Annotated in this window: 9 protein-coding genes; 4 read left to right on the top strand and 5 right to left on the bottom strand. The window is 62.6% G+C overall.

Annotated features, from left to right (window positions below):
* Positions 1–2 precede the first annotated feature (2 nt).
* Complete coding sequence (locus E3T34_RS07810) at positions 3–932, top strand: class I SAM-dependent methyltransferase (RefSeq protein WP_104100322.1); 930 nt, start codon at positions 3–5, stop codon at positions 930–932.
* A gap of 85 nt (positions 933–1,017) precedes the next feature.
* Here E3T34_RS07810 and E3T34_RS07805 read toward each other — a convergent pair whose 3' ends face one another.
* From E3T34_RS07805 to E3T34_RS07790, 4 genes are read right to left on the bottom strand one after another with little or no spacing between them, the layout of a single operon-like run.
* A complete protein-coding gene (locus tag E3T34_RS07805; protein WP_104100321.1) occupies positions 1,018–2,205 on the bottom strand; it encodes a glycosyltransferase family 2 protein in 1,188 nt (395 codons plus the stop codon).
* 59 nt (positions 2,206–2,264) lie between these two features.
* Positions 2,265–3,119, bottom strand: a complete 855-nt coding sequence (locus tag E3T34_RS07800) for a glycosyltransferase family 2 protein (protein WP_104100320.1) — start codon at positions 3,117–3,119, stop codon at positions 2,265–2,267.
* A 59-nt stretch (positions 3,120–3,178) separates the two neighbouring features.
* Positions 3,179–4,438: an ABC transporter ATP-binding protein gene (locus E3T34_RS07795; protein ID WP_104100319.1), complete on the bottom strand. Its 1,260-nt coding sequence runs from the start codon at positions 4,436–4,438 to the stop codon at positions 3,179–3,181.
* A 23-nt stretch (positions 4,439–4,461) separates the two neighbouring features.
* Positions 4,462–5,385 carry an ABC transporter permease gene (locus E3T34_RS07790; RefSeq protein ID WP_104100369.1) on the bottom strand — a complete coding sequence of 308 codons (924 nt, stop codon included), beginning with the start codon at positions 5,383–5,385 and terminating at the stop codon, positions 4,462–4,464.
* 135 nt (positions 5,386–5,520) lie between these two features.
* On the opposite strand from E3T34_RS07790, the gene E3T34_RS07785 reads away from it, so the two are divergent.
* From E3T34_RS07785 to E3T34_RS07775, 3 genes are all read left to right on the top strand, one after another.
* Positions 5,521–8,037 (top strand): glycosyltransferase, encoded by a 2,517-nt coding sequence (locus tag E3T34_RS07785; protein ID WP_104100318.1) that lies wholly within the window; start codon positions 5,521–5,523, stop codon positions 8,035–8,037.
* 73 nt (positions 8,038–8,110) lie between these two features.
* Positions 8,111–10,165 (top strand): hypothetical protein, encoded by a 2,055-nt coding sequence (locus tag E3T34_RS07780; protein WP_134342654.1) that lies wholly within the window; start codon positions 8,111–8,113, stop codon positions 10,163–10,165.
* 77 nt (positions 10,166–10,242) lie between these two features.
* A complete protein-coding gene (locus tag E3T34_RS07775; protein WP_134342653.1) occupies positions 10,243–12,216 on the top strand; it encodes a hypothetical protein in 1,974 nt (657 codons plus the stop codon).
* On the opposite strand, the gene E3T34_RS07770 is transcribed toward E3T34_RS07775, so the two are convergent.
* On the bottom strand, positions 12,203–12,655 hold the full coding sequence (locus E3T34_RS07770; RefSeq protein ID WP_241977363.1) for a GtrA family protein: 453 nt from the start codon (positions 12,653–12,655) through the stop codon (positions 12,203–12,205). The two genes, E3T34_RS07775 and E3T34_RS07770, sit on opposite strands and share 14 nt — an antisense overlap.
* Positions 12,656–12,771 lie beyond the last annotated feature (116 nt).

Here is a 12,771-nt window from a genome sequence, read left to right as displayed (position 1 = left end):
GTATGACAACATGGCCGGCGCTGGGCAGACGAACTCTTCTACTGTGTGCGGGCGCCATTGGTGTCGTTCTCGCTCTGAGCGTCGTGGCGGCGCTGGTCTGGGAGGATGCCTCGTGGCTGCTGGGCGCACTGCTCCTGGTCTCCACCGGCGTCTCGGTCGTCCTGGCGAAGTCCGGCCACAACGCCCTTCAGCTGATGCGGGAATCCTTGCCCACGCCAGTGCAGGCGCCGGCACCCACGCAGGTCGTGCCGCCGACCGGGCTGTCGTACGCACCTGGTGAGCCGCTGGACATGCTGCGGCGGGACATCCAGAGAGATGTCTCGGCCCTGCTGTCGCTCCACGCCCTCCTTCCGGTCACGGGGAGTATGCCGGCCCCCGGCGGCTGGGCGGCAACACCGGAAACGCTCCTGGTCCTCGTCTCGCGAATTCTGGCTGCGCCGCGCATCGACACGGTGGTGGAGTGCGGCAGCGGCACGTCGACGGCGTGGATCGCGCTCGCGCTAAAGAAGCGCGGCGAGGGGCGCCTCATCTCCCTCGAACACGACCAGAACTACGCCGACTCAACCCGGCTGAAACTGGAAGAACTCGGGCTCGACGGGTGGGTGGAGATCCGGGTGCACGACCTGGTCCTGCAGCCTTTCGAGGCGCGCTCCCGGTTGTGGTTCCCCTCCGAGGCGCTGGCCGACATTGGACCGGTGTCTCTGCTGTTCGTCGATGGCCCACCCGCGCACCTGGGCGCGGAAATACGGTACCCCGCGCTGCCCCTCCTCACGGACCGGCTAACACCGGACGCCTGGGTCATCCTCGACGACATCGACCGTGCCGAGGAGCAGTCGATCCTGGCCCGGTGGGTTGCCGACGGCACCGGTGCGGCTCCGTTCCAGGTGCGCTTCCAAACCGACAGGGCGGCGGTCCTGGAACGCGCCCGGTGACCCCGCCGACCGGCTGACGGGGCCGACCGCGCGGACCGGCTGACCGGGCCGACAGAGCGCCATCCAGTGGTCGGGAGCGGAAATGCTACCGCGGGTGTCGATGACGGTGACGCAGCGCACCGACGCGTTCGGCCCACCGAACGACGCGTCGCTGTCGGATTTTTGCCAGTTCGCTTTCGAGGCGGGTGACGTGCGCTCGGTGTTGCTCTTGCGTGACGCCCAGCGTCTCTTCCAGGGCCCGCCGTGACTCTTTCAGCGAGCCCAGTTTCTCTTCCAGCGTTCGGGCATGCACCGCGGTCTCATGGTAGGAGGTCGCGAAGAATCGCGACTCTACCTTCTCCGCGGCGAGCAACCGCTTGAATTCCGTTTCGGTTCCGGCGATCACCGGTCCCATCCGCCGCGCCGCGGCCAGCAGATCGGGGTCAAGTGCGACGTCGGGGACAGGGGATTCCCGACTGCCGGCTACGGTCTCCTCTGGCACGAAGGTCCCGTCGCCCAGTCCCACCGCGAATTCCTCCGGGGTCGGGTGCCGCAGAACGTAGAACGACTGGAGGCTGCCGAGTTTGTAGCGCCGGTACTCCTGCATCCCGTGGTGATTCGGGCTCGGATTTAGGTCGGGGTTGTTCTCATAGCCAAGCCCGGCGCTGCGGACCTTGCGTTCGAACTGGTCCCAGGAACGCCAGGGAAAGTGCAGGACCTCGATTAGAGCGTTCGCGGGTTCCACGCCGCGCCCCTCGAGGCTGACGAAATGATTCCCCTGGGCGATCTCGATGTCAGGCACGCCGATGTGAACCGTGTCCGGGGTGGAATGGGCGTGCAGGCCGATCTTGTTCAGGGCGGCGTTGGTCCGGAGGTCCCGGTAGACCAACCGCTGCAGACCGGATCCAATCGCAGCGGGAGGCCCGATCATGTCCACGACGGGCACGACAAAGCTCTGCAGGCTTTTCGGGTGGAGCTCGAGCGCCTCGCGGAGCGATGAGGAACGGTCCACGGGCATCCAGAATTCGTCCGCGTCGGCATTCAGCACCCAATCCGCCCCGTACAGCAGGAAGGCGTCACGAGCCATGGCCGTGACCACGGAATGCTGTTGTTTGCGGTGGACCGGGTCTTCGCGCAGGTCGATCAGGCCACGGTCCGAGAAGCCGCGCAGGATCTCCAAGGTTCCGTCGACGGAGCCGTTATCGGTGACGATAATTTTGTCGATGCCTTGGTCGAGGTGGTGCGACAACATCGGCCCGATTATGTCCGCTTCGTCTCGGACCATCAGGGTCATTACGAGCCTCATTGGTGGTGGATCTCCAGTCTGTACGGCGTCTAAACGTTCCCTCCACACTATCGGCCGGGAAGATGCCACCGGCCGCGCAGGTGGAGACCCAGGCGCAGGATGCCGCGCACCGGTGAGAAGTACCAGGCAGAGTACTTGCGGGACAGGAACTGATAAGCGCTCTCGTGGTGCTTCCGCTCCATCGCGTCGCGGCTCTGCGAGGTGGAGTGTGCTCCCGTGTGCACGACGACCGCCTCTGGCACGTACAGGTTCGTCCACCCGTTCTTGCCCAGCCGGTCACCGAGATCGACATCTTCGAAGTACATGAAGTAGGAGGTGTCGAAACCGCCCACGGAGTCGTAGGCGCGTCGTCGCACGAGGAGGCATGCGCCAGACAGCCATCCCGCCGGCACGATATCGGGACTGGCCGCCACGGGGATCGGGCGGTATGACCGCGTCCACGGATTCGCCGGCCAGATACGGGAGAACAGGGCGTGCCCGATGCCGGTGCTGAGTGAGGGAACCGGGCGGGCCGAGGGATAAGTGGCGCCCGCCGGATCGACAATCCGCGGGCCCAGCGAACCGGCCTGGGGGTTGTTCCGCGCCGCTTCCAGAAGAATGTCGAGTGAACCCGCGGCGAATTCGACGTCCGGGTTGGAAATCAGGATGAAGTCGGCCGATGTTGCGTGCGACGCAATTCCCTGCGCGATTCCGTCGCCGTAGCCTCGGTTCGATTCGAGGCCGAGGAACAGGGCCTGTCCGGCCTCTGACACCGCCTTGGCTTCGTCGACGTCCTGGGAAGCGTTGTCGACCACGACGATTGGCGTCACCGCGAGCGTTGCGCCGCGGGCGGTGGCCAGGAATCGGGGGAGGACGGCGCTGGAATTGTGCGTGACCGTGACAATCACCACGGAGTCAGTCATGTTCTGACTCCTGTCCGGTCGACTCTGGATGTGCGTGACATCGGTCATCCTGCGGGAGATCAGACAGCCGAAGCCTGGTGTGCGGCGGCATCCAGGACCCGCAACGTCGGCTCGGCGTGCACCGTGCCGGTCGCGAGCGGGTAGAAGGGAACGTTGAAGGTGCACGCCTGGGGCATGTCGTGCACGTGCCGGAGGGCGCTGTCGAGCAGGGACGCATTCACGAAGTACTTGCCCGACCCGAAGGTCACGTTGTGGATGATGTACTCGAGCGAGACCGGACCCGACAGAGGGGGCAGCCGCACGTCCATCAGGGAGTTCTTCGTGCCGTACACGACCTGGCCGGAGGCGTTGTCAATCTGCAGGGCCCCGATCCAATCATTGAGTTTGTCATCGTGGTCGAACGTCATCACGATCCGCAGGTCGTCGCCGGGCAGCACGGGGTCGCCGATTGCCTTGCCGACCGCGTGCACGGTCGCTCCCAGGACATGACCCTCGTGAACGACGACGTCGGGAGAGGCGGCGGCCGCTTCTTCTACCCGCCGTTCTTCGAGGATGTTGCGGAAGGCCGTCACGGCCTGGTGGGCGTTGCCGTCGAATTCGATCTCACCGCGATTGAGTAGGATCGCACGGTCGCACAGCTCGGTCACCTGGCCCAGGGAGTGGCTAACGAGGATGATCGTGCGGCCTTCCTCCTGGAAGGAACGGATCTTGTCCAGGCATTTGCGCTGGAACGCCTCGTCGCCCACCGCGAGGACCTCGTCGACGAGCAGAACATCCGGTTCGGTGTGAACGGCGACCGAGAAGGCGAGCCGCACGTACATGCCGGACGAGTAGAACTTCACCTGGGTATCGATGAAGTCGCCGATCCCGGAGAAGCTCAGGATGTCGTCGAAACGATCTTCCGTCTCCTTCCGGGTCAGGCCGAGGATGGAGGCGTTGAGGAAGACGTTCTCGCGTCCAGTGAGGTCAGGGTGGAACCCCGCTCCGAGCTCGAGAAGCGCGGCCATCCTGCCGCGTCGGGACACGGTTCCGGTGGTCGGCTGGATGATTCCGCCGATGACTTTGAGTAGCGTGCTCTTGCCGGACCCGTTGTGACCGATCAGACCCACTGTCGTCCCGGCTTCGATGGTGATGTCGATGTCGCGCAGCGCCCAGAACTCCTGGCGGTGCTGGCGGCCGAGCTTGCCCATCGTGACGAGGCGCTCCTTGAGCGCATTGTCCTTGCGAACGACGAACCTCTTGGACACATCTTTCGCGGAGATGACGACCGGTGCAGGTGTCGGCGCGTCGGAGCTTGTTTCGAGAAGGGGAGAATTCATAATGACGTCGATTCTTTTTCTCGTTAGAGTTCCTGGGCGAAGTTGCCCTGGAGGCGGGAAAACACCCGCTGGGATACGAATAAGAGGACCACGCCGACGACGAGCGTCACCGCGAGCCGCAGCAGCAGGTTGTCGGGGAAGGGCGTTCCCTCTCCGGCCGTCCAGAAGGCCTGCTGGAAGCCCAGCACCGACAGTGTGATCGGGTTGCTCGTGTAGATGTTGAGCAGGATCCCGTTGCCGAGGATGTCGCGAACCATGGACCATGTGTAGACGATCGGGGAGGCCCACATGAGCACCATCAGCGCGACCTCGATGAGGTACTGCACATCCCGGAGGTAGACGTTGAGAGCGGACATGAGCAGCCCGAGGGCCGTTGCGTACACCAGGAGCACCATGACCGACGGGAAGAAGTACAGCAGGTCCAGGCTGAGCGGTTGACTGCCCACGACAACGGCGGCCACAACCAGAATCGCGAGCTGAATCAGGAAATTGAAGCTGGCGGAACCGACGCTGGCCAAGGGGAAGATCTCCCGCGGCAGGTAGATCTTCTTGATGAGGCCGGCGTTGCCGATGATCGACGCCGTCGACGAGGCGACGATCTCGCTGAAGAGGGTGTACGCGGTCAACCCGGTGAATATATAAATGGCGAAGTCGGGGATCCCGCGCGCGGCCCCGAGGAATTTGCCGACGACGACGTAATAGATGATGAGCTGGGTGATGGGCCTGATCAACGACCACAGAAAACCCAGGGCACTGTCTTTGTATCGCGCCTTGAGATCTCTGCGAACGAGCAGCCCGAGCATTTCCTTCTGGTCGCCGATCTCACGAATGGACGTCCAGGCGCCGGCCAGCGGGCGGGAGCGCGATCCAATCGTGTCGAGTGGGACGGAGGCCAGTCGCCGAAATCTGGCGGTTCGCGCGTCGGGCGAGTCTTTCGAAGCAGTCATGATCACACCAAATCATAACTGCACTGTCTGGTCGCCGGACCAGGTGGCACCCCGCGACGGCGTCGCCAAACCCAACCCCGGAGAACGCTTGGTAGGCTTTCCACGCCGAAGAACTGTCCGAGCAAAGGTGAATTTTTGAAAAAGAGACGATCAGGTCTGGTTTCCGTTGTCCTCGTGAACTTTCGAGGATCGGACGACACCATCGAGTGCGTTCGCGGGCTTCAGGAACTCAACTGGCCGGCGGAGCTCCTCGAAATCATCGTCGTGGAGAACGGTTCGGGTGACGACAGCCTCGAGCGTCTGGCGAAGTTGAGACCAGGTGTGACGGTCATCGATTCCAAGGCCAACCTCGGTTTCACGGGCGGATGCAACCTCGGAGTCTCGCATGCGACGGGCGAATTCATCGCCTTCCTCAACAACGACGCACGACCGGATGCTGAATGGATTAGGGAAGCCGTCAACACCTTCGCGACCGGTGAGGACATCGGCGCTGTCGCCAGCAAAGTCCTCGACTGGGACGGCGACAAGGTCGATTTCCTGGACGCCGCCGTCACCTGGTATGGCATGGGCTACAAGCCTCACGCCGGCGAAACCGACCGCGGAGCCTGGGACGAGGAGAAGGACGTGCTCTTCGGCACGGGCGCCGCGATGTTCATCCGGGCTCACGTCTTCGAGGAGCTGGATGGGTTCGACGACGACTACTTCATGTTCTACGATGACGTCGACCTGGGCTGGCGGCTCAACCTGCTCGGCTACCGGTTCCGGTTTCAGCCCAAATCCCTGGCCTTCCACAAGCACCACGCGTCGATGAACAAGTTCGGCAACTTCCGCGAGGAGTACCTGCTCGAGCGCAACGCCCTGTACACGCTGTACAAGAACCTCGACGACGAATCCCTGGCACGGGTGTTCCCCGGCGCTCTCCTGCTGGCCGTGCGCCGGGCTATCGGCCGCGGCAAACTCGACTCGGCTTCGCTCGATCTGAGGGTCCCCGGCGACGATAGCGATCCGCTGATGACCGTGCCCAAGTCCACGATGGCCGGCATCTTCGCGATCGACCAGCTCGTCGAGTTCCTACCGCAGATGAGTGCAACCCGGGAGCGTGTGCAGAGCACCCGCGTCCGGTCGGACCGGGAACTGACCTATCTGTTTGGCAACGTCGACGAACCAGCGTACCCGATCGAGTCCTACCTCCGCGGCTACGAGAAAATTGTCGGCAGCCTCAACGTGCTCTCCACGGTCGCCCGCCGACGCATCCTGGTCGTCACCGGGGACTCCGTCGGAGAGAAGATGGCCGGCCCGGCGATCCGTGCCTGGCACATCGCCAAGCTCCTGTCCGAAGAACATGACGTGCGCCTGCTCAGCATGACCCGCGCCGACTCCCTCGACGATGCCTTCGAGGTCGGAGTCATCTCGCACCACCGCCCCAGTTCCGTTATCGAACACGAGAAGTGGGCGGATGTGATCATCGTTCAGGGACATGCGCTCGCGCTCTTCCCTGCTCTGGAACGCTCGACGAAGGTTCTCGTTGTCGACATCTACGATCCGCTGCACCTCGAGCAACTGGAACAGGGGCGCGGCAAGGTCCTCGAACTGTGGAACAAGCAAGTGAACGACGCGACAGATGCGTTGAACCACCAGCTTCTCATCGGCGACTTCTTCCTGTGCGCCAGCGAACGACAGCGCCACTTCTGGCTCGGTCAGCTGGCCGGTCTCGGCCGGATCAACGCACTGACCTACTCACGGGACAGCGAACTTGATTCCCTGATCGCGGTGGCGCCCTTCGGTATCTCCAGCACGGACCCCGTGAAGTCCCGGTCGGCGATCCGCGGCGTGACGCCCGGCATCGGCATCGACGACAAGGTGATCGTCTGGGGTGGCGGAATCTACAACTGGTTCGATCCGGGAACGCTGATCCGTGCTGTGGCTGAGATCGCCGTGGAACACCCGGACGTGCGACTCTTCTTCCTGGGGGTCAAGCACCCTAACCCGGACGTGCCCGAGATGGAGGCCGTCGCGGAGGCGCGGCTGCTCTCGAAGGAACTCGGGATGACGAACAAGAACGTGTTCTTCAACGAGGCCTGGGTCGCGTTCGAAGATCGACAGAACTATCTGCTCGACGCAGACATCGGTGTATCGACTCACTTCCAGCACGTCGAGACGACCTTCTCCTTCCGCACCCGCATCCTCGATTACCTGTGGTCCGGCCTCCCGATCGTGACCACGGAGGGTGACTCTTTCGGAGACCTCGTGGAGAAGGAAGGCCTCGGGGCATCAGTCCCGGAGCGCGACCAGAGCGCCTTGGTCGCCGCCCTGCTCACGTACCTGTACGACCCGAGCGCAATCGCCAGAGCGCGCGCGAACGTGCAGCGCGTGCGTCAGGATTTCGTCTGGGAACGCGCCATGGCTCCCCTCGTGGAATTCTGTCGCCAGCCGGTTCACGCGGCCGACAAGGTGATTGAACCGGTGCACAGCGGCTCCGGGCCGGTGCCGAAGCCCAAGTCGACAGACACGGCACGCCGAAGCCCGCACACGGGGCTTCGACGAGACGCGGATCGAGTGGCCTATTACTTCCGTCAGGGTGGGGCGACAGCAGTCATCGAACGGTTCCGAGCCCGTTTGGACCGCAAGCGCGAAACCAGGCTCCGCGGCTGAGAATCGGCTTCAGGGTCGTGTCGGCCCGGTGAGAGACCGTTCGCATCGTACGATGTGAGCGGTCTCTCCGTCTGTGGTCGGCCATGAGGGGGAAACCGTGAAATTGTATGTTGCGTTCCGTGCCTGCGCGGTTGCTCTCGTCCTCCTGCTGGTCGGTGCAGTCCTGGTCGCGGTGCCCCAGCGGGCGGAGGCGTTGACCGGGTCGGAGTTCGACCCGGGATACATCATCTCGGACCAGAGGTTTTTCGACGCGGGTTCGATGACCGAAGCCCAGATCCAGACGTTCCTGAACGGCAAAGTCTCCTCGTGCTCGTCGGGCTACACCTGTCTGAAGGACTACCGGATCTCGACCTTCAGCCGGGCAGCGGTCGCCCCCGGCCACTGCAAGGCGTATGTCGGTGTTGCCAACGAACTGGCCAGCAGCATCATCTTCAAGACTGCCCAGGCGTGCGGCATCAACCCCCAAACGCTCCTGGTCCTGCTGCAGAAAGAAACGGGGCTTGTCACCTCCAAGAGTCCGACGGACGGCACGTACCGAAAAGCCATGGGCTACGGATGCCCCGACACGAGCGATTGTGACGCTGCCTTCTACGGCTTCTACAACCAGGTCTACAAAGCGGCATGGCAGTTCCGTCAGTACACGATCGCCCCCGACCGGCAGTACCGGATCGGCACGATTCCTGTGGGGTTCCACCCCAATGCTGCCTGTGGCAGCTCGAACGTCAGAATTCGGAATCAGGCGACCGCGAACCTCTACAACTACACTCCGTATCAGCCCAACGCTGCCGCGCTGGCGAACCTGGGTGGCACCGGAAACGCCTGCTCCTCGTACGGCAATCGCAACTTCTGGATCTTCTTCAGTGATTGGTTCGGTTCGCCCACGGAAAGCAGAAGCCCGTTCGGCGGCTTTGACGCCACGCCCGTCTTCGGAGCGGTCACTCTCGGCGGCTGGGCCATCGACCGCGATACGACGGGTGCCGTTCGGATCGACGTCTACTCCGATGGGCGCGGCCTGGCCTCGTTCCCGGCCGACTTACCCCGTCCTGACGTCGGAGCTGCGTACCCCGGTTTCGGCGACAACCACGGAATCGGACGGACGGTTCCGCTTGATGCGGGCACGCACGAAATCTGCGTCTATGCCATCAATGTCGGCGTCGGCTCGAATACTTCCTTCGGCTGCCGGACGGTCCAGGTCATCCAGGCCAGCCCGTTCGGCGACACGGCGGTGGCGGTCGCCCCCGGTGGAGTGCAGTTGCGTGGCTGGACCATCGACCCGGAGACTGCGGCCCCGCTCGATGTGCACGTCTATATCGACGGCAGAGGTCAGTCGATCAAGGCGGATAAGGCCCGTCCGGATGTCGGTCGAACCTATCCTGGTTACGGTGACAATCACGGGATTGACCAGCGTTTTGATCTGACACCCGGGAAGCACAGCGTGTGTGCGTTCGGGATCAATGTGGGCCAGGGCGGGAACACGCTGCTCGGCTGCTATGACGTGACGGTCCCTGCCGGCAGCCCGTTCGGCGGCACGGATGTGGCGGTGCTCCCGGGTGGGGTGCAGTTGCGTGGCTGGACCATCGACCCGGAGACTGCTGCGCCTCTCGATGTGCACGTCTATATCGACGGCAAAGGTCAGTCGATCAAGGCTGATAAGGCCCGTCCGGATGTCGGTCGAATCTTTGCCGGTTATGGCGATAATCACGGCATTGATCAGCGTTTTGATCTGGCACCCGGAAAGCACAGCGTGTGTGCGTTCGGCATCAACGTGGGCCAGGGCGGGAACACGTTGCTCGGCTGCTACGACGTGACGGTCCCTGCCGGCAGCCCGTTCGGAGGCACGGATGTGGCGGTGGTCCCGGGTGGGGTGCAGTTGCGTGGCTGGACCATTGATCCGGAGACTGCTTCGCCTCTCGATGTGCACGTCTACATTGATGGCAGGGGTCAGTCGATCAAGGCGGATAAGGCCCGCCCGGATGTTGGTCGGATCTTTGCCGGTTATGGTGATAACCATGGGATTGACCAGCGTTTTGATCTGGCACCCGGAAAGCACAGCGTGTGTGCGTTCGGAATCAATGTGGGGCAGGGCGGGAACACCCTGCTCGCCTGTTACGACGTGATTGTGCCGTGAGAGCTCTGAACATGAGACCTCGGTCCGGAGTCGTGCCCTCGCGAGGGCGTCGCCTTACGGTCTCCGCAGTGGCGGCGGTGTCCCGGCTCATTCAACCGACCCGGTTCGGGTTGCCCAGCCTCTTCGTTTCGCTGTGGTTTCCCGCACTTCTGCTTATCGCCTTCATCCTGCTGGTCGCTTTTGCTGTTTCCGGTTCGTCGACGGGCGTGTACTGGTCCTATTTCGGCACCGGTCAGGATCCGTCCTTGCTCTTGGGGGAGCCGCGACCGATTCGAAGCGATGAGTGGCTCGTTCAGTCCAGTTGGGTCGCGTCTCAGTACCAGCAGGGCTTCGGCGTCTTCAATCAGACCCTTCCGGGGGGAATGGACGCTACCGTTCAGAACGACCTGCCCACCATGGACTGGTCCTCTATCTTCCGCCCGCACCTGCTGGGACTCCTTGCCCTTCCGTTTGACCAGGGTATGGCGGTCAGGTGGTGGCTTCCGGCATTCGTGATGGTCGGGGCCTGTTACTCCTTCGCGGTCAGCCTGCTGCCCAAGCACCCGCTGTCGGCTGCGCTGCTCAGCGGGGCGCTCTTTCTGACCCCGGTCATCCAGTGGTGGTTCCTACCCACGACCATCTGGCCGGTCGCGCTCGCGTTCCTGGGCATGACGGGAACCGTGTGGATGCTCAGGCACCCAGCCCTGTGGGTTCGCGTCGGGTGGGCAGCGGCGATAGCATACGTGGCCGTCGCTACGGCAATGTCGATCTACGCCCCGTTTATTGTGCCTGCCGCTCTGGTTGTCGTTTTCTTCCTAATCGGATTCAGTCTTTCTGAGGCCAGAAGCCAGTCTGTATCGTTCCAGACTGTCCTGTTGCGGCTGCTGCCTTTGATTGCCGCCGGTCTCGGTGCCGGGGCGGTTTTGTCCATTTGGATCGTGACAAGGATCGAGACCATCCAAGCGCTCCTTGGAACGGTCTATCCAGGCCAAAGATTCGAGAAGACGGGGACCGTCGGCTTTGAGGGGCTGATAGGGCTCATGGGCGGGCCATTCGACCAAGCCCTCCTTAATCAGGGAGTGAACGGTCTGGGCGCTAACCAGTCTGAAGCTTCGTCAGTGCTCATGATCGCCTTGTTTATGGTGATTCCTCTCGTCTGGTTGATCACGCAACAATGGAGCGAGAACCGGGTTGTCGATTGGCTGGCAGTGTCGATTGTGACCTGCACGATGGTTATCCTCGCCTTCATGTTCTTGCCTGGGTGGGACAGCCTCGCTCATGTCATGTTTCTGGATCGCAGCAGCGCATCACGTATGCGTCTCGGTCTGGCGATCCTGGGGATCGTCGCCATTGTCGTTACTTCAGAGCGCCTACAAAGTGCCCGCGTCAGAATCCTGCCGTGGAGCGTCAGCTGGGTGGCTTCCGGTGCCGTGATACTGAGTGTGGTCGTGCCTTGGGCTTATCTGAGGACTGCGGCCCCGGATACCATCGCATTGTCACCATCCTGGAAGATCGCGACCTTGCTGCTGATGATTTGTGTGGTTCTCTTTACGAGAGCGCGGTTATTAGCGGGGTCAGCGGCGTTCCTGCTCGCAGCGTCAATCATCGGACTCGGAGTCAACCCGCTTTACGTTGGCGTCTTCAGACTGAATGAGACAGCGGTCGGAACAGCGGTGCAGGAGATAGATTTGAGGGAGCCTGGGACCTGGGTCGGCATCGGCAGTGTTGTTCCGACGGCCGTGCTTGTGCAGGCGGGTGTGGAAGCCATGAATGGGGTCCAGACTTATCCGCCGGAAGAGATGTGGGACGAGATCGATCCTTCGGGGAAGTACGAGGGTGTTTGGAACCGCCTCGCCAATGTCGGGTGGGAGCCAGGGGTCGGGGAACCTTCGGTTTCTACTCCTGTGCGTGACCAGATACGGATCACCTTCGATTCCTGCAGCTCGTTCGGTCAGAAGCACGTGGATTACGTATTGACTGACGTGCCCCTCGATCAGGAATGCGCGGTCCTTATCGACGACTTCACTGAGGGGCCATCCCAGCACTTCATCTACCGGGTCACGCCGGGCTGAGATCCGGATTCTTCGGGAACACCCAAACGTTGTAGGAGAAGTACCGTAAGACGGTGGCAAGAATCTGGCCCACGATGGTCCCGGAGATGTTGTCGGAGACCGGATCTGCCAGGCCGAGAACATACCGCGAGAAGGCCAGACAACCCAGCTGTACCAGAATCGCCACACCGTTGATTGCGATGAAGGCGAGTATGTTTCTGGCTGAGGTCTTCGTCTTTCGGTCTCGGAAGGTCCACAGATGGTTTCCGACGTAGGTCGCAACGGACGCGGCCACGATGGCGATGATTTTCGCGGTGAGAGGCCACTCGAACATCGGGCCCCGCTCTCCCCAGTAGACGAGAGCGTTGAAGACGCCCGCATCGATAAGAAAGGCGGCCCCGCCGATGACCAGGAAGGTGCTTCCTCTTTTGGCGTGGTCCATCAACTGCCGAGACGTCACTGGAAAGCTCCTTGCTATGGCTCAGACTCGTGGAATGCCAGCAAAGCCTGAAAAACAGCATATCCAGGTGGGGGATGCCCTGCTCTCGGTCGGTCTCGGTAAATCCCGTAACCGGA

The organism is Cryobacterium sp. TMT1-62 (genome assembly GCF_004403145.1).
GTDB lineage: Bacteria > Actinomycetota > Actinomycetes > Actinomycetales > Microbacteriaceae > Cryobacterium > Cryobacterium sandaracinum.
The sequence above is the reverse complement of the archived record's forward strand: the minus strand, read 5'-3'. Positions and strand labels throughout refer to the sequence as shown.